17 protein-coding genes are annotated in these 15,960 nt (G+C 66.4%); 5 read left to right on the plus strand and 12 right to left on the minus strand.

Annotation, left to right across the window (positions count from 1 at the left end):
- Positions 1 to 89 precede the first annotated feature (89 nt).
- On the plus strand, positions 90 to 1,097 hold the full coding sequence (locus tag ACI0FO_RS18055; RefSeq protein WP_416028803.1) for an Ldh family oxidoreductase: 1,008 nt from the start codon (positions 90 to 92) through the stop codon (positions 1,095 to 1,097).
- A 28-nt stretch (positions 1,098 to 1,125) separates the two neighbouring features.
- Here ACI0FO_RS18055 and ACI0FO_RS18060 read toward each other — a convergent pair whose 3' ends face one another.
- A complete protein-coding gene (locus ACI0FO_RS18060) occupies positions 1,126 to 2,025 on the minus strand; it encodes an AEC family transporter (protein WP_416028805.1) in 900 nt (299 codons plus the stop codon).
- A 253-nt stretch (positions 2,026 to 2,278) separates the two neighbouring features.
- On the opposite strand from ACI0FO_RS18060, the gene ACI0FO_RS18065 reads away from it, so the two are divergent.
- Positions 2,279 to 2,497 carry a helix-turn-helix domain-containing protein gene (locus ACI0FO_RS18065; RefSeq protein WP_416029277.1) on the plus strand — a complete coding sequence of 73 codons (219 nt, stop codon included), beginning with the start codon at positions 2,279 to 2,281 and terminating at the stop codon, positions 2,495 to 2,497.
- Here the strand turns inward: ACI0FO_RS18065 and ACI0FO_RS18070 are convergent.
- A complete protein-coding gene (locus tag ACI0FO_RS18070) occupies positions 2,487 to 3,044 on the minus strand; it encodes a hypothetical protein (RefSeq protein WP_416028807.1) in 558 nt (185 codons plus the stop codon). The two genes, ACI0FO_RS18065 and ACI0FO_RS18070, sit on opposite strands and share 11 nt — an antisense overlap.
- Positions 3,045 to 3,104: 60 nt before the next feature.
- On the opposite strand from ACI0FO_RS18070, the gene ACI0FO_RS18075 reads away from it, so the two are divergent.
- From ACI0FO_RS18075 to ACI0FO_RS18085, 3 genes are all read left to right on the plus strand, one after another.
- Positions 3,105 to 3,998 (plus strand): alpha/beta hydrolase, encoded by an 894-nt coding sequence (locus tag ACI0FO_RS18075; protein ID WP_199196926.1) that lies wholly within the window; start codon positions 3,105 to 3,107, stop codon positions 3,996 to 3,998.
- 32 nt (positions 3,999 to 4,030) lie between these two features.
- On the plus strand, positions 4,031 to 5,602 hold the full coding sequence (gshA, locus tag ACI0FO_RS18080; RefSeq protein ID WP_416028809.1) for a glutamate--cysteine ligase: 1,572 nt from the start codon (positions 4,031 to 4,033) through the stop codon (positions 5,600 to 5,602).
- A gap of 80 nt (positions 5,603 to 5,682) precedes the next feature.
- A complete protein-coding gene (locus tag ACI0FO_RS18085) occupies positions 5,683 to 6,204 on the plus strand; it encodes a lipocalin family protein (RefSeq protein ID WP_416028811.1) in 522 nt (173 codons plus the stop codon).
- Between the two features lie 387 nt (positions 6,205 to 6,591).
- Here the strand turns inward: ACI0FO_RS18085 and ACI0FO_RS18090 are convergent, their stop codons facing one another.
- The 10 genes from ACI0FO_RS18090 to ACI0FO_RS18135 all read right to left on the minus strand — a co-directional run bounded on the left by ACI0FO_RS18090 (position 6,592) and on the right by ACI0FO_RS18135 (position 15,919).
- Positions 6,592 to 7,536 (minus strand): succinylglutamate desuccinylase/aspartoacylase family protein, encoded by a 945-nt coding sequence (locus tag ACI0FO_RS18090; RefSeq protein WP_416028813.1) that lies wholly within the window; start codon positions 7,534 to 7,536, stop codon positions 6,592 to 6,594.
- Positions 7,537 to 7,599: 63 nt separating this feature from the next.
- Positions 7,600 to 8,592, minus strand: coding sequence for a Bug family tripartite tricarboxylate transporter substrate binding protein (locus ACI0FO_RS18095; protein ID WP_416028815.1), 993 nt, complete (start codon positions 8,590 to 8,592; stop codon positions 7,600 to 7,602).
- Between the two features lie 146 nt (positions 8,593 to 8,738).
- Positions 8,739 to 9,653 (minus strand): LysR family transcriptional regulator, encoded by a 915-nt coding sequence (locus ACI0FO_RS18100; protein WP_105559498.1) that lies wholly within the window; start codon positions 9,651 to 9,653, stop codon positions 8,739 to 8,741.
- A gap of 36 nt (positions 9,654 to 9,689) precedes the next feature.
- Positions 9,690 to 10,574, minus strand: coding sequence for an alpha/beta hydrolase (locus tag ACI0FO_RS18105; RefSeq protein WP_416028818.1), 885 nt, complete (start codon positions 10,572 to 10,574; stop codon positions 9,690 to 9,692).
- Positions 10,567 to 11,328 (minus strand): GntR family transcriptional regulator, encoded by a 762-nt coding sequence (locus ACI0FO_RS18110; RefSeq protein ID WP_416029279.1) that lies wholly within the window; start codon positions 11,326 to 11,328, stop codon positions 10,567 to 10,569. Before ACI0FO_RS18110 ends, ACI0FO_RS18105 begins: the two co-directional genes overlap by 8 nt.
- 64 nt (positions 11,329 to 11,392) lie before the next feature.
- The gene (locus ACI0FO_RS18115; RefSeq protein ID WP_416028819.1) at positions 11,393 to 12,085 is read right to left on the minus strand and encodes an ABC transporter ATP-binding protein; all 693 of its coding nucleotides are present in this window, start codon (positions 12,083 to 12,085) and stop codon (positions 11,393 to 11,395) included.
- Positions 12,072 to 12,842, minus strand: a complete 771-nt coding sequence (locus ACI0FO_RS18120; protein ID WP_416028821.1) for an ABC transporter ATP-binding protein — start codon at positions 12,840 to 12,842, stop codon at positions 12,072 to 12,074. The genes ACI0FO_RS18115 and ACI0FO_RS18120 overlap by 14 nt, the downstream gene beginning before the upstream one ends.
- Positions 12,832 to 13,818, minus strand: coding sequence for a branched-chain amino acid ABC transporter permease (locus ACI0FO_RS18125; RefSeq protein ID WP_416028823.1), 987 nt, complete (start codon positions 13,816 to 13,818; stop codon positions 12,832 to 12,834). The genes ACI0FO_RS18120 and ACI0FO_RS18125 overlap by 11 nt, the downstream gene beginning before the upstream one ends.
- Positions 13,815 to 14,729, minus strand: a complete 915-nt coding sequence (locus ACI0FO_RS18130) for a branched-chain amino acid ABC transporter permease (protein ID WP_416028825.1) — start codon at positions 14,727 to 14,729, stop codon at positions 13,815 to 13,817. Before ACI0FO_RS18130 ends, ACI0FO_RS18125 begins: the two co-directional genes overlap by 4 nt.
- Positions 14,726 to 15,919, minus strand: coding sequence for an ABC transporter substrate-binding protein (locus ACI0FO_RS18135; RefSeq protein WP_416028827.1), 1,194 nt, complete (start codon positions 15,917 to 15,919; stop codon positions 14,726 to 14,728). The genes ACI0FO_RS18130 and ACI0FO_RS18135 overlap by 4 nt, the downstream gene beginning before the upstream one ends.
- Positions 15,920 to 15,960: the final 41 nt, after the last annotated feature.

Genomic DNA, 15,960 nt, shown 5'->3' on the forward strand with positions numbered 1-15,960 from the left:
CGTGGTTGCAGCCCGCCCGCCGGTGGGACAATAGCCGTCACCGGCGGCGCCCCCCACCCGACGCGGCGCGCCCCCCTGACGGAAAGGATATGGCTCACATCTATCTGGACGAACTTCAACACCTGGCGGCGGCTGGCCTGGCCGCTGCGGGCGCCAACCCGGCGATGGCGGACAGCACCGCCCGCGCGCTGGTCTTCGCTGAAAGCCAGGGCCTCAGTTCCCATGGCCTGTCCCGCGTGCCGTTCTACGCCGGCCACTTGCGGGCGGGCCGCGCCATCGGGTCGGCGGTGCCGCGCATCGTGCACGAGCGCGGCGGCGCGGCGCTGATCGACGCAGGCTCGGGCCTGGCCTTCCCCGCCTGCGCGCTGGCGGTGGAGCAGGCCGCGACGCGTGTGCGCGAGCACGGCATCGCCTTCATCGGCGTGACCAACAGCCACCATTTTGGCGAAGCCGGCTATCACCTGGAAGCCTTGGCCGATGCCGGCCTGGTCGCCCTGGCGCTCAGCAATTCGCCCGCGGCCATGCCGGCCTGGGGCGGCAAGCGGCCGCTCTTCGGCACCAATCCCATCGCCGCGGTCTTCCCTCGCCGCAACGGCGCGCGGCTAGTGATCGACCTGTCGTTGTCGCAAGTGGCGCGCGGCAAGCTGATGATCGCCGCACGCGACAACCAACCCATTCCGCTGGGCTGGGCGCTTGATGCCGACGGCAATCCCACGACCGACCCCAAGGCGGGACTGGCCGGCAGCATGTTGCCTGCGGGCGGCGTTAAAGGCGCGATGCTGGCGCTGATTGTCGAACTGCTGGCCTGCGCGCTGACGGGCGCGCATTTTGGCTTCGAGACGGAATCGTTTTTCGTGGACGCTGGCGGCCCCGCCCGGTTGGGCCAGGCTTTCATGGCAATCGATCCGGGCGCGCTGGCGGGCAACAACGCCTATCTGGAACGCGTCGAAACGCTGGTCGACGCCATGCTGGAAGATGACGGCGTGCGCCTGCCTGGCGACCGCCGCCGCAAACTGCGCGACGAAGCCGTGAAGCACGGCGTGGACATCCCGGACGCGCTCATGGCGCAACTGCGGACCATGGCGGGCGTGGCCTGACCCCGCCCCCGGCGAGCACCCGCGCGCCCTAGGCCCCGGCGCGGGTGAACCACAGCATCAGCGGCGCCAGCAGCAGGAACACCACCGTCGACACCAGCACCGCGCCCGCCGCGGTGTCGCCCAGCGGCGTATAGCGCTTGGCGTACATGTAGCTGACCACCGCGCAGGGCATCGCCATCTGCAGCGCCAGCGCGCCCGCCAGAACGGGTTCCAGGTCCAGCACCCAGACCACGGCCAGCCCTGCCGCCAAGCCGACTCCCAATCGGATCGCCGCGACCTTGGCGCCGTCGCGCAGGCCGTTGGACGGGATCAGCGCCAGGGCATGCCCCAGGCTCAACAGCATCAGCGGCACGGTCACGGCGCCCAGCATGCGCGCCGTCTCGATCAGCCAATCCGGCACGGGGATGTGCAGCATGCGCATCGCCACTGCTATCACCGAAGCCAGAAGAATGGGGCTTTTCCAGCTGCCCTTGGTGTTCACGCCAGGCAGCAGCCGCACCGCGATTGTGTGCATGACGAACGAGTTCACCGCAAAAAACGCCACCGCCACCGACAGGCCGGCATCGCCGAACGCCAGTTGCGAAATCGGCAAGCCCAGGTTGCCGGCGTTGGGCAGGAAGGCCGTGGGCAACAAGGTGCGCACGGGCAGTTTCCATACTTTCAGCAGCAACCCGGCGACCCCGGCGCACAGCAGCAGCGCCAGCAGGGTGGCCGCGGCCACATCGGCCAGCGCGCGGTCGTCCAGATGGGTCGTGACGAAGGTGTGGAACACCAGGGCCGGCGTCGTCACCGACGTCACCAGCGTGGTGATGAACGCGCCGCCGAAGGGAATATCGCGCTTGCCCCAGAACACCCCGATGCCCACGCAGGACAGCAAGGGCAGCATCAGCACGATGGCTGACAGGTAGAACTGGGTGATGGCCAACATACGACTATTCCGTCAGAGATAAAGAGTTTGATGCGCCGCGGCATCAATGCTTGCCTGCCAGCGGCCGGGGCCGCAGCATGGGGCAACACGTCAACTACAGGGCGTCCAGCCCACAGCCGCCATGACCGCCCTTCGCCGCTTGTCCGCGTACCGCCCGTTGTTGCAGACGTCCTTGCAGGGGCCGTCCGCGCCGTTGTCCGCGCCCCTGTCCGCGCTGAATCCGCCCATCGCGCCACTGGCCTCGCTGTCGGCATTGCCGGCCGCGAAAGCGCTGTCCGACCGCCAGGCCGCCTGCCTGTACTGGTCCGCCGCGGGCAAGACCAGTTGGGAAACCAGTCGAATCCTGGGGGTAAGCGAAAGCACGGTGAACTTCCATCTGCGCAACGCCTGCACCAAGCTTGGCGTGCGCGGCCGGCGGGCCGCTGTCGTGGCGGCGCTACGGCAAGGCTTGCTGGATGCTGTCACGGCTTGACGGGCTTGGCCGGATTGACCACCACCGACCGCAGGAACTCGCGCGCCCGTTCCGCCGGCAGGCTTTCCTGCGTGCCCGCCGCCACGGCTTCGATCAGCATGGTGTCGGTCACCCACACCCTGGCCTGCAACCATCCCGGCTTGCCCATGGCCTTGCCCTGCACCTCGATTTCCTGCCCGTTGGCCGGCCATTCCGTGGGCGGCGGGGCCTGCATGTTGGCGTACAGCGATACCACCAGCGCCCTGGCCAGCGCCTGCTTGGCGCCGGGGTCCGCCGCGATCTCGGGCGGCAGCGGGGCCGACCCGATCGCGAACACGGCTTCCCCCACGGTGGCGGTCGCCAGGGTAAAACGCAAGGAATGCGTATCCAGGCGCAGATCCCGGGTGTCCGTCATGACCCGATCCGGAAAAGCGGCCCGCACATGACCGTCCGCCACATCGACTTCGCGCCAGTTGTAACGGGGCGAACAGGCGGCCAACACCAGCGCCACCCCTACAAAGATGCCGGCTTTCTTGAACATGAAACGAAACAGCGATGAAATCGTCATTACCCGAGGACCTGGACGGTCTATCCATTTCAAGGAATCCAGAAATTGTCGCCGATTTCCATGACCCCCGCGCCTGACGGCACGTTATTGGCCAATTATGTCTGGTCCGCCGCCCCGAACGTGCCGCCGCCGATCACCGGCCCGGGCACGCCCAGCATCTACCTGATGCACGGCCTTAGCGAACACGCCGGGCGCTATGACCGGTTGGCCCGCTGGCTGACCGCCCGCGGCTGGGCCGTGGGCGCGCACGACCATCGTGGCCACGGCCGCTCCGGCGGCGCGGCCGCCACGCTGAGCCACCAGGAAGACCTCGTCACCGACGCCGTCGACCGGCTGCACGCCTGGACCCGCGCCCAGGGCCGGCCGCCGATCCTGCTGGCCCACAGCCTGGGCGCGCTGGTGGCGGTGCGGATCGCGCTACGCCGCATGGCCGAGCTGGACGCCCTGGTCCTAAGCTCGCCGCCGTTCGTGGTTAACGTGCCGCTGTGGGTGCGCCGCACCCTTACCTGGATGTCCCTGCACGCGCCCGACCTGCGCGTGCCCCACGGCTTGGCGCCCGCCCGGATTTCGCACGACCGGGCCGTGGTGAAAGCCTACCGTTCCGACCCGCTGGTGCGGCGCCGCATGACGGGCCGGCTGGCCCGCTTCGTGGACGAAGGCGGCCAGGAAGCCCTGCGCGAAGCCGGGCTGCTGCCCTGCCGCACGCTGCTGATGGTGGCAGGCGACGACTCCATCGTCGCCGCCGAGGGCAGCCGCCAGTTCGCCCAGCGCGCACCCGCCGAATTGCTGACGCTGCGCTGGTACGACACCGCCTGGCACGAGATCTTCAACGAAACGGCTCCCATTTCCGATCCGGTTTATGCTGATCTAGACGAGTGGTTGGCCCGCACGGCGCAGGCATTGTCCCTGCGCCCAGTACTGGCTCCCTCGGCACAGGAAGCCGGCACCCCGTAAAATCCGGCGACAGACCCCAACGAGAAGAATCCGTGACTGATACCGCCGCCAACCGCCTCTCCCGCCTAGAGGCAAACCGCTCGCTGCTGGCCCAGACGCTGCGAGGCATCGAGAAAGAAGGCCTGCGCGTGGACGAACAGGGCATCCTGTCCCGCACGCCGCACCCGGCCGGCCTGGGTTCAGCGCTGACCAACGAACACGTCACCACCGACTATTCCGAGTCGCTGCTTGAACTGATCACCGGCACGCACACGGATGTGGACGCGCTGCTGGCTGAACTTACCCATACCCACCGCCACGTCTACAGCGTGCTGGACCATGAACTGATCTGGAACCAGTCCATGCCCGCCACCCTGCCCGACGAAGCGGACATCCCCATCGCCTGGTACGGCACGTCCAATACCGGCATGCTCAAGCACGTGTACCGCCGTGGGCTGGCAGAGCGCTACGGCAAGACGATGCAGTGCATCGCCGGCGTGCACTACAACTTTTCATTGGCCGAAGACCTCTGGTCCGTGCTGGATACGCAGCCGGGTTCGGTGCAAGATCGCCGTTCGCGTGGCTATATCGGACTAATCCGAAATTTCACGCGTTACTCCTGGCTGCTGATGTACCTGTTTGGCGCGGCGCCCGCGCTGGCCAGCGATTTCCTGCGGGGCCGCGAACACCCGCTGGAACGTCTGGGCGACCACACGCTGTATCTGCCCTTTGCCACCAGCCTGCGCATGAGCGACCTGGGCTACCAGAACAAGGCGCAATCGCAGCTGAAGCTTTGCTACAACGACCTGGACACGTTCCTGGGCCGCCTCTACGACGCCGTGACCCAGCCCTGGCCTGATTACCAGAAGCTTGGCACGCACCGAAACGGCGAGTGGATCCAGCTGAACACCAACGTGCTGCAGATCGAAAACGAGTACTACTCCAGCATCCGCCCCAAGCGCGCCACCGGCCGCTGCGAACGCCCCATCACGGCGCTGGCCGAACGGGGCGTGCAATACGTGGAAGTGCGCTGCCTGGACATCGACCCGGATTCGCCCGTGGGCATCGACGCCAGCACCAGCCGTTTCGTGGACGCGTTCCTGCTGTTCTGCACGGCCTCCGACAGCCCCTTCTTCCCCGCCAACGGCTACTGCCAGCGCAGCGCCGACAACTTCTCGATGGTGGTCAAGGAAGGCCGCAAGCCCGGCCTGAAGCTGGACCGCGAGGGCCAGCCGGTTGCGCTGACGCAGTGGGGCCATGAACTGCTGGATCAGATTGCGCCGTATGCGGCGCTGTTCGATTCCGCATTGGGCGGCAGCGCCTACGCCGAGGCCCTGGACGCGCAGCGCGCCAAGCTCGATCAGCCGGACGCCACGCCGTCGGCACGCCTGCTGGACTCGCTCAAGCGCAGTGGCCTGTCGTTCCATGACTATTCGCTGCAGCAAAGCCGTAAGCATGCCGAGACGCTGCGCGCGCAAGCCCTGCCGCCGGATCTTGCGGCCGCCTATGAGCAAGCCGCGGCGCAGTCCACGCGGGAGCAGCAGCGCATCGAGCAATCGGACACGGTGGATTTCGCCACCTACGTCGCGCGCTACCACGAGGCGCTGAAGGCCCCCGGCAAATAGGCGTATCGTTAGGGTTTGGGTTCGCGGCGCCCGCTTGAAGGGCGTCGCGAACCACGTCAGTCAATCAGGAGGTTTTTTCCATGCGCCGCACTGCAACATTCTTGCTGGCCTTGGCTGCCAGCATGGCGGGAATCGCCCATGCCGCGCCGCCGGCCATGCAGACCGTGGAATCGGTGGACCTGAAGCGTTACGCCGGCATGTGGTACGAAATCGCGAATTTCCCCATGTTCTTCCAGCGCAACTGCGTGGGCGACACCACGGCCGAATACACCGTGCACGCCGACGGCACCGTGGGCGTCAACAACCGCTGCCGCACCAAAGACGGCGATATCGATTCGGCATCCGGCACCGCGACCGTCGTGGAAGGCAGCAACAACGCCAAACTTGAAGTGTCGTTCGCCAAACCGTTCAAAGGCGATTACTGGGTGATCGGCCTGGACCCGGAATACCGCTGGTCCGTCGTTGGCACGCCCGATCGCAAATACCTGTGGATATTGTCGCGTTCGCCGCAACTGCCCAAGGAGGAACTGGACAAGGCCCTGGCCGCCGCAACGGCGCAGGGATACCAACTGGACGAACTGCGCTACACGCCGCAAAAATAGCACCGGTCCTGTCGAACGCGCTATCCGTAGGATGGGTGTAGCGCGAGAGTGCCGAGCCAAGCACCTGAATGCTCAGCGCGCGCAACCCATCGAGCAACGGTGAGTGTTTAGCCGGTTCAGCCACAACGCATCGGCTGCTTGATGGGTTGCGCGCGCTGGATTGTTGAATCCTTGCATGAAGACTCTCGCGCTACACCCATCCTACGAGCACCCATCACGAGCGACGAGCGGTAATCAACCCGACGGGCATCCATCACGAGCGACGAGCGGCAATCGACCCAACGAGCACCCATCACGAGCGGTAAGCGGCAATCCGCCCAACAAGCCCCCATCACGAGCGATAAGCGGCAATCAACCCAACGAGCACCCATCAGCCCTATAAGGCAATCAGCCTGCGTAGTCGCGTGCCAGGCGCACCACCGTCACGCCGGGCTTTAGCTGGCGCAGTGACGGCATGATCAGCGTGCAATGGTCGTAGGGCGTCACGATCGGCTGGCCATCTGCCCAGCCGATCACGGACCCCGCCTTTTCCAGTGTTTCCAGGCCGGTCCAGGCTTCTGAGAAGGTCAGGTCCATCGACGGCGCGACGACCGCGTTCGTCACTTCCAGCACGCGCTGCGCGGCGGGATCGGGCAACAGCCAACCGGCGGGCACGTCGGCCGCATCGATCACCCCGGATTCCACCAGCATGCGGGCCACCATGTCGCGCGCCACGTTGCGCGAGGCCAGCTCGCCGTGGAACCCGCATTCGATCAGCAAGGCGCACGCATCTTCGCGCGCGGCATCCCCGAACTGCGCAAAGTCGCGCATGCGCACGCCGTCCTTGTGGCCCGCGTCCACGATGACGTGTTGCGGCGCCTTCAGGCGGCGCGCCAGCGCAATGTTGCGCGGCAGGACGCCCGTCAGCAGCAGGGGCGCGCCCGGCTCGTGCATGGAATGCAAGTCCAGCAGCCAATCCGCGCGCTGCACCCATGGGCGCAGCGCCGCGCCACGCTGGCGATCCGGCGTGGTGGGATTGTCCAGGCGCTCGGCGCTCCAGACGCGATTCATATCTTCGGCCACGAAGCGCGAAGCGTCGTGGTTGGCGTGGTCGAACCGGTCGAAGGCGTCCAGGTTGCAGAAGGCCAGCGTCAAGCTGCCACGGCGCGGCTTCACGCCGGCGGCCAGCAGATCCTTCAGCGCCCAGGCGCCGCACAACTCATTGCCATGCACCAGCGCGGACACCATGAGCGCCCGGCCCGGCACGCCCGAATCAAAATGCCAGACGCCCGGCGTATCGGTGTTGCCGGCGCGCTCGGCGCTCAGGTCGGGAACGGGAAGCTTGAATTCCATGATGATGTCCGCTTGTCTGCCTGGTATTGCAATGGATGAAAGCCTGAAACGGCGGAAGCCGGCTTATTGCGCTTCGATCTTGGCCGCCTTGACCAAGGCGCCGTATTTCTTGGTTTCTTCTGCTTGATAGGCGGCCAGGTCGACGCCCGGTTTGGCCACTTCGCCGCCGGCTTCCTGCATCTTGGCGCGGAAAGCGTCCGACTTCAGCGTTTCATCCAGCACGCCGCGCAGTTTGGCGGCGACGGGCTCGGGCAAGCCAGCCGGGCCGTACAGCGCGAACCACAGGTTGATGTCGACCGACTCGAAGCCCGGCGTCGCGGCCAGCGGCGCGATCTCGGGCGCGGCCGGCGATCGCTTGTTTTCGGTCAGGCCCAGCGCCACGATATTGCCGCTGCGCACTTGCGGCAGCCCCGAGGACAGCACCAGCATGCCGTAGTCCAGCTGGCCGCTCATCAGGTCCGTGACCAGCGGCGACACGCCGCGGTACGGCACGTGCTCGGCGCGCGTGCCGGTGGCCTGATTGATCATTTCGCCTGCCAGGTGCAGCGTGGTGCCCACGCCGGACGAACCGTAGTTGAAGGTGCCGGGTTCAGCGCCGCGCAGCTTCTTCAGGTAATCGGCGGCGGTCTTCACGCCCGAATTCTTGCTGGCCGCCAACAGCATCGGCTGCGAAGCCACCAGCCCCAACGGGGTGAAGTCCTTGGCGCTGTCGTACTTGACCGCGGTGTTGATCATGCGGGCGATCACCATTTCATTGGTGGAGCCCAGGAAAATCGTATAGCCATCGGGCGCGGCGCGCGCCACGCGTTGGGCGCCGATCGTGCCGCCGGCGCCGCCCACGTTTTCCACCACCACGGTCTGGCCCAGGCGCTTGCCCAGTTCTTCACCCAACAGGCGCGCCGTCAGGTCGAGGCTGCCGCCGGCCGGGTAGCCGACGATCAGCGAAACACTGCGGGCGGGGTAATCAGCGGCGGACGCGGCGGGCGCAACGGCAAGGGCCGAGGCGGCGCAGAGCGCAACAAGCGCTGCACGCAGCGGATGCAGAATGGAGGTCATGTTTTCTTCCTTGGGGTGCTGGGGGGTGGACGGCGTTGCCGTCTCGTTTGAGGTTTAGCCCCGTATTTTCGCGGGGCGCGCCTGCGCCATCCGTGCCAAAACGGCACATCGTCGTGCTTATCCAGCTTGAAAATAGCGGTTGCGCGTCAGGCCTTGCGATTGGCGGTGGCTTCCCAGGCGGCTTCCGCCAGGTCCGTCAGCCGCGCGCGCGGCCGGTACAGGCGCACCTCGAAGGCAATTTCTTCGCTGCGCCCGCCCAGCGCGGCCAGCGCACCCCGGCGGCAATCGGCCGCCACCATGGACCACGGTAGCCACGCCACGCCCACGCCCTTGGCCACGGCGCCATGCGCGGCGTCCAGCGAATCGCTGCGCACGAACGGCGTTAACGCATAGGGCGTGGTCTCCAGGCGGTCGCCAACAATGCGCTCCATCGCCAGCCCGCCGGTATACGTGATCAACGGCACCGGCGCGCCGCCGTCCTGCAAGGCATAGCGGGCGCGGCCGCGCGCGTCCACCTGGCTGACCGGCACCAGCTTGTCGGTCGCCAACGTCATGTAGCGATAGCGCGCCGGGCTGAGCGGCACCGACAGCGCCGGATGCTCGTAGCAGCACAGCAAATCCACCTTGCCCTGCTCCAGCCGCACCACCAGGTCCTGCGCCTTGCCGGTGGATAGCTCCACCTGCGTGCCTTCGGTCAGCACCTTGGGCGTGCGGTGCCGCAGCCGGGCGATCCAGTCCGCCACCAGCGTGCGGGCCAGGCTGCGCCCGGTAGCGATGCGCAACACGGCTTCGCCGCCAGCGCCAGAACTTCGGATGCGGTGGCGCACCAGCCCCATCTGCTCGACCACCTGAGTGGCCGTCTTCAGCAGCGCCTCGCCTTCCGGCGTCAAGGTGACCGGCAGGTGCTGCCGTTCAACCAGCGGCGCGCCTGCCCAGGCTTCAAGCGCGCGGATGCGCCGCCCGAACGCAGGGTGCGTAACGTGACGCAGCTCGGCGGCGCGCACGAAACTGCCGGTGCGCGCCAACGCGATCAGGTCTTCAAGGAGTTTCAGGTCGGCCATGAGGCACAACTTTACGCGATCGGCCCACCGCCCGGGTCAACGCGCGGCCACCCCCATCATCGCCAGCGTGGCCCGGGTCAGATCGCTGGCCGGGTCCTCAAGTTCGTTCACCAGATCGAAGTGGTTGCAGTGCGGCGTGGGGATGCGCGTGGACGCCAGGCCCGCCCCGTTCCAGGCCGCCTCGAACGCCTGGGTCTGGTTCTTGAAACCCTGCGTCTCCAATCCCCCCACGGCCAGCAGCATCGGGCCGGCGCGTTCGGGAAGATTGAAGATCGGGCTCTGGTGGGCCGCCTGTTCGGGCGTCAGCCGCAACCAGGTATTGGGCAGGATGTCGCACAGCGGCCGCAAATCGAACAACCCGCTCAGCGCCAGCGTGCCCTTGATCACATCGTCCGGCACACCATACCGGGCGGGCCAGCCGGGCGCGGCCAGCATGCCGGCCAGATGGCCGCCGGCAGAACTGCCGCCAACATACAGGCGGTTGGGGTCTACCCCATAAGCAGCGACGTTCTGGTAGAGCCACGCCACGGCGGAACGCACTTCGCGCACCACTTCGCCCAGCGTCGCTTCGGGCACCAACGTGTATTCAAGCGTCGCGACGGCGGCGCCGGCGGCATTGAACGCCTCGGCCATCACGGGCGCGTCTTCCTTGCGCTGCGCGCGCCAATAACCGCCGTGGATGAACACGAAAAGCGGCGCCGGCGCGTGCGAGGCCGCGGGCAGGAACAAATCCAGCCGTTCGTCGTGGCCCATGCCGTAGCGCAGATCCAGCACGCCGGGGCGGCGCGCCCGCACGCGCGCCGATGACTCCGCATAACGCCGCACGCAAGCGTCAAAATCCGGCACCGATTCGCGCGCGTTGTATTGGACTTCGCGTTCAGCGATGGTCGGGAAGAAAAGATCGATATCCGTGTCATGCATGGCGGGCCTGCGTGTCTGGCTGCGAAATGATGCGTTCGATGAATTGCGCGGTCTTGCGGTAGTGCGCCGCCAGCATGGCGACCGACCCTTCGACGTCGCGCGAGATCGCGGCGTCCAGCAGCTGGCGATGCTCGTCGTCGACATTGCGCTCGGGTCCGTAGGCCGTGGCGCCTGCGCGCGCCGGACGGCGGTAACGCTCGGTTTGCGCGTAGAGCTGCGTGGACAGGTCCAGCAGCCAATGCGACCGGCACGCGCCAATCAGCGCATGGTGGAAATCCAGGTGCCGCGCCTCAAGCAGTGCCTCCAGCGCCTCGGAAGGCGGGCGCGCGCCGCCTGCGCGCTGGGCGGCCAGCGTCAAGGCGTGGAAGGCGCCAACCAACCGCGCTTCCCAGGCGTCGTCGGCGTTGGCCAGCGAACGCCGCAGCGCATCGCAATCGATCAAGATGCGGGTCTCACAGGCATCCCACATTTCCTCGACCGACAAGGGTGCAATGCTGAACCCGCGCGACGTGGTGTTGATGACCATGCGCTCGCTGCGCAAGCGGTTAAGCGCCTCGCGGATCGGAGAAAAACTGCTGCCGTAGCGCTGCTTAAGCAGTTCCAGCCGCAGGGATTGGCCGGGTGCGAAGGCGCCGCTCATGATGTCGCGCCGCAGCAGGCGGTAGACCTGCTCGGACAGCGTGATTTCCTCTACTTCAGCGTTCCCGTCCGATCCTGCGTCGTCCTGGCGGGAAGCTTTGATTCTTGGCTTCAACATGCTCTCCAGATGTCGGCGGCTTGCCCGCCGGCCCGCGTGCGGGCGGGTCATTCTACCTGCGTCATATCCCCAGATAGCGCTGCGCCAGTTCTGGCTGCGCGGACAGCTCGGCCGGCTTGCCCGACCACGCCACCCGGCCCTTGTCGACGATGTAGTGGCGGTCGACAAGCAGGGCCATTTCGGGAAGGTTCTTGTCGATGACCAGGATGGTCTGCCCTTCGCCCTTCAAGGCCCGCAGACAGCGCCATATCTCTTGGCGGATCAGCGGCGCCAGCCCTTCGGTGGCTTCGTCCAGGATCAGCAGCTTGGGGTTGGTCATCAGCGCGCGGCCCACCACCAGCATCTGTTGTTCCCCGCCGGACAAGGTGCGCGACGACTGCGCGCGGCGCTCCTTCAGGCGGGGAAACAGCGCATAGACGCGTTCCAGGTCCCAACCGCCCTTGGCCGAACGCGCCGTCGCCACCAGGTTTTCCTGCACTGACAGCGAACCGAACACGCGCCGCCCTTCCGGCACCAGGCCCACGCCCAGCCGCGCAATCGTGCTGGGCGCGGCCTTGCCCAGCGTTTGGCCGCGGAACTGCACGGCGCCGCCAGTGGCGGGAAGCATGCCCATCAGCGTCTTGATGGTGGTGGTCTTGCCCATGCCGTTGCGGCCGATCAGCGAAATGACCTCGCCTTCGCTGGCCTCGAACGACATGCCGAACAGCACTTTGCTGGAACCGTAACCGCCGGTCAGCCCGTCAACCGTCAACATTTTCTTCTCCCAGATAGGCCGCGCGCACCTCCGGATGGCGGCGTACCTCGTCGGGCGTGCCGCTGAACACCACGCGGCCATAGACCAGCACGCTAATGCGGTCGGCCAGGGCGAAGACCGCATCCATATCGTGTTCGACCAGCAAAATGCCGTAGTCGCCTTTCATGCCTTGCAGCAACCGCGTCATGCGGGCCGATTCTTCGGGCCCCATGCCGGCCATGGGCTCGTCCAGCAGCAACAGCCGTGGCGACCGCGCCAGCGCCACGGCCAACTCCAGCTGCCGTTTTTCGCCGTGCGCCAGGTCCGCCGACCGCACATGGCGGCGGTCTTGCAAGCCCACATGCGTCAGCCACTGCATGGCATCGGCCTTCAGCGCCGCGTCATGCCGCGGGTTGGTCCAGGCCTGGAAGGCCCGTCCGCCCTTGAGCATGCGCGACAGAATCACGTTTTCCAGCGCGGTGTATTCGTGGCAAAGCTCGGTGATCTGAAACGAGCGGCCCAGGCCCAGGCGCGCGCGCTCGAAGGCGCGCAGCGCCGTCACGTCCTGGCCGTTCAGGTGGATGCTGCCGGAGTCTGGCCGGATCTCGCCGCAGATCTGCGCGATCAGCGTGGACTTGCCGGCGCCGTTGGGGCCGATGATGGCGTGGATCTCGCCCGCCTGCACGTCCAGGTCCACGCCGTTGGTGGCCACCACCGCGTCAAAAGCTTTGCGCAGCTGCGTCAGGCGCAGCAGGCTGGTGCTTGCATCAGTCGGCATGACGGGTCTCCAGCAATTTTCCAAACAGGCCCTTCTGGCCCCACAACACCACCAGCACCAGGATCGGCCCCATGTACAGCAACCAGTGTTCGGTCAGGGACGATAGCATCTGTTCCAGGCCCAGGAACACCGCCGCACCCGCGATCGGCCCCAGCAGCGTGCCCACGCCGCCCAGGATCACGATGGCCATCAATTCGCCCGACTTGGTCCAGGCCGCCATGTCCGGCGTCACCAGCCCGGCATAGTTGGCCCACAGCACGCCGGCAAGCCCCGTGCCCACCGCGGACAGCACAAAGGCGCTTAACCGGTAAGGGGTTGGCGCCACGCCCAGGTTCACCGCGCGCCGTTCGCTTTGGCGCAGTGCCTGCAGCACCATGCCGAAACGCGAGTTGGTGACCCGGATGCAGAACAGCGTCCATGCCGTCAGCACCGCCAGGCACACGTAATAGAACACCGTCGGGCTTTCCAGATTGATGCCCGGCAGCACGTTGCGCTGGGGAATCATCAACCCGTCATCGCCGCCGTAGAACTGCAACGACACCAGCACGAAATACACCATCTGGCCGAACGCCAGCGTGATCATGATGAACTGCACGCCCCGCGTGCGCAGCGCCAGATAGCCGAAGATCCAGCCAGCCAGCGCGCATACGGCAAGCGCGATCGGCCACACCACCAGCGCCGCATTGCTGCCCGCCCAACCAAAGATCGGTCCGGCCTCGGCGGTATGAAAGGCGATGATGCCCACCGCATAGCCGCCCAGTCCGAAGAACATGGCGTGGCCGAAGCTGACCATGGCGCCGTACCCGATCACCAGGTCCAGGCTGACCGCGGCCAGTCCATAAATCAGGAAGCGCGTCACCACGCCGATCAGGAACGGCGAACCCGACGCCAGCGCCGCGGCCGGCAGCAGAATCAGGACGGTCAGGCCGCCCAGGCCCCAGCGGGCGCGATTCGAAAGAGTCTTTGCCATCATCATCCTCGCGCCGGAAACAAGCCGCCCGGCTTGGCGATCAGCACGATTGCCATCAGTACATAGATACTGGCCGACGCCAGGCCAGCCGCCAGCGGGTCCGCCGTGGCGGGCGAGAACACCGTGGACAACAACTGCGGCAGGAAGGCCCGCCCCAGGCTGTCCACCATGCCCACCAGCAAGGCGCCCGCCAGCGCGCCGCGCACCGACCCGACCCCGCCGATCACGATGACCACGAAGGTGGTAATCAGGATGCGTTCGCCCATGCCGATCTCGACCGCCAGCAGCGGCGCGGCCATCACGCCCGCCAGGCCGCACAGCAAAGCGCCCAGGCCGAATACCAGCGTGTACAACTTGCGGATATCCACACCCAGCGCGTCCACCATTTCGCGGTCGTCGGCGCCGGCACGGATCAGCATGCCGATGCGCGTGCGGTTGACCAGCCACCACAGGCCTATGGCCACCAGCGCACCGATCGCGATGAACGACAGACGAATCACCGGATATTGGAACCCCGGCGCCAGCGTCACCGCGCCTTCGAGAAACGACGGGATACTCACCAGCGGCGGCCGCCGACCGAAGATCAGGCTGACCGCTTCGTTCGAAAACAGCAGCAGGCCAAAGGTGGCCAACACCTGGTAGAGGTGGTCGCGCTTATACAGCTTGCGAATCACCAGCACTTCAACCGACACGCCATACAGGCCCGCGCCCAGCAACGCGGCCAGCACGCCCGCCAGGAAGGAACCAGTGGTACCGATGGCGTAGGCCGCGCAATACGCGCCCACCATGTAGAAGGACCCGTGGGTCAGGTTCACGACGCCCATGATCCCGAAGATCAGCGTCAGTCCGGCCGCCAGCATGAAGAGCATGGCGCCGAACTGCAGGCCGTTCAGCAACTGTTCGAACAGAAGCGTCATGATGGCATCTTGCAAAATTGAGCGTAGGCGTCCTTATCGTCGGCCACCAGCTTGCGCACCAGATGCGGCGACAACGTGCCGTCGCTGTCTTTCCCCATACGCATCAGGTAGAGATCCTGGATGGGATGCTGGTTGGTGTTCATGCTGAACGTGCCGCGCAAGGACGTGAAGGCCGGCTTGCGCAGCGCCGCCCGGAACTCCGCCGCCTTCGACAGGTCTCCGCCGGTGGCCTTCAGGCCCGCGCCGATCAGGTTGGCGGTGTCGTAAGCCTGCATCGCGTAGTCCGTCGGCACGCGGCCATAGGCCTCCTTGAACGCCTTCACGAATGCCTTGGACTGCGGATTATCGAAGTCCTGCGACCAGATGCCGGTGGTGTACGACCCGGCCGACGCGTCGCCCGTCGCCTGGATCATGCGCGCATCCATCGAGAAGCTGGGCATCAGCATCGGGATGCTCTTGTTCAAGCCCGCCGCCGCGTACTGCTTGACGAAGTTGATGCCGGTGCCGCCCGGATGGAACTGGTAGATGGCTTCGGGCGCCAGCGAACGCACCCGCGCCAGCTCCACCGAAAAGTCGGACTGGTCCAGCTTGGTGTAGATCTCGGCCACCACTTCGCCCTTGTAAGTGCGCTTGAAGCCTTCGATCGCGTCGCGGCCGGCCTGGTAGTTGGGCGCCAGCAGCACCACGCGCTTGTAGCCCAGTTCGTTGGCCGCCACGCCGCCCGCCGTATGGAAGGCGTCATTTTGATAGGACGCCACGAAGTAGTTGGGATCGCACTTTTCGCCAGCGAAATTCGAAGGCCCGGGGTTCAGGCTCACGTAGAACGCGCCCGACTTCACCACGCTGGGCACGACGGCAGCCAGCACGTTCGAGAAGTTCACGCCAGTAAAGAGCTTCACGCCCGATTGCAGCAAGCGGTCGGCAGCCTGCTTGGCGTTGGCGGGCTTCAGGCCGTCGTCTTCGATAACCAGTTGCACCGGCACGCCGCCCAGCTTGCCGCCGCCTTGCTTGATCGCCAGGTTGAAGGCGTCGCGCTCATCTTCGCCGATGTACCCGGCCGGCGTGGACAACGTGGCGATGAAGCCGATCTTGACGGGATCCGCGGCCTGCGCGGCCCCCATCGCGGCGATGGCGCCCACCATGGCGGACAACGCAGCGGCCACGCCGCCCACTTTTTGTTTCTTGATCATGTTTTTCCCCTTGAAGACAGCGTTGCTCGCCTGACGGCCGG

Origin of the sequence: Achromobacter marplatensis (assembly GCF_049060505.1) — a bacterium.
In the GTDB taxonomy this organism is placed as follows: domain Bacteria; phylum Pseudomonadota; class Gammaproteobacteria; order Burkholderiales; family Burkholderiaceae_B; genus Achromobacter; species Achromobacter marplatensis_A.

What these genes read in the sequence shown, in the direction of transcription:
- ACI0FO_RS18055 (WP_416028803.1), top strand. Translation starts at nt 90, where the DNA reads ATGGCTCACATCTATCTGGACGAACTTCAACACCTGGCGGCGGCTGGC.
- ACI0FO_RS18125 (WP_416028823.1), bottom strand. Translation starts at nt 13,818, where the DNA reads ATGATGATGGCAAAGACTCTTTCGAATCGCGCCCGCTGGGGCCTGGGC.
- ACI0FO_RS18095 (WP_416028815.1), bottom strand. Translation starts at nt 8,592, where the DNA reads ATGACCTCCATTCTGCATCCGCTGCGTGCAGCGCTTGTTGCGCTCTGC.
- ACI0FO_RS18130 (WP_416028825.1), bottom strand. Translation starts at nt 14,729, where the DNA reads ATGACGCTTCTGTTCGAACAGTTGCTGAACGGCCTGCAGTTCGGCGCC.
- ACI0FO_RS18100 (WP_105559498.1), bottom strand. Translation starts at nt 9,653, where the DNA reads ATGGCCGACCTGAAACTCCTTGAAGACCTGATCGCGTTGGCGCGCACC.
- ACI0FO_RS18070 (WP_416028807.1), bottom strand. Translation starts at nt 3,044, where the DNA reads ATGACGATTTCATCGCTGTTTCGTTTCATGTTCAAGAAAGCCGGCATC.
- ACI0FO_RS18105 (WP_416028818.1), bottom strand. Translation starts at nt 10,574, where the DNA reads ATGCATGACACGGATATCGATCTTTTCTTCCCGACCATCGCTGAACGC.
- ACI0FO_RS18115 (WP_416028819.1), bottom strand. Translation starts at nt 12,085, where the DNA reads ATGTTGACGGTTGACGGGCTGACCGGCGGTTACGGTTCCAGCAAAGTG.
- ACI0FO_RS18090 (WP_416028813.1), bottom strand. Translation starts at nt 7,536, where the DNA reads ATGGAATTCAAGCTTCCCGTTCCCGACCTGAGCGCCGAGCGCGCCGGC.
- ACI0FO_RS18135 (WP_416028827.1), bottom strand. Translation starts at nt 15,919, where the DNA reads ATGATCAAGAAACAAAAAGTGGGCGGCGTGGCCGCTGCGTTGTCCGCC.
- ACI0FO_RS18060 (WP_416028805.1), bottom strand. Translation starts at nt 2,025, where the DNA reads ATGTTGGCCATCACCCAGTTCTACCTGTCAGCCATCGTGCTGATGCTG.
- ACI0FO_RS18120 (WP_416028821.1), bottom strand. Translation starts at nt 12,842, where the DNA reads ATGCCGACTGATGCAAGCACCAGCCTGCTGCGCCTGACGCAGCTGCGC.
- ACI0FO_RS18075 (WP_199196926.1), top strand. Translation starts at nt 3,105, where the DNA reads ATGACCCCCGCGCCTGACGGCACGTTATTGGCCAATTATGTCTGGTCC.
- ACI0FO_RS18085 (WP_416028811.1), top strand. Translation starts at nt 5,683, where the DNA reads ATGCGCCGCACTGCAACATTCTTGCTGGCCTTGGCTGCCAGCATGGCG.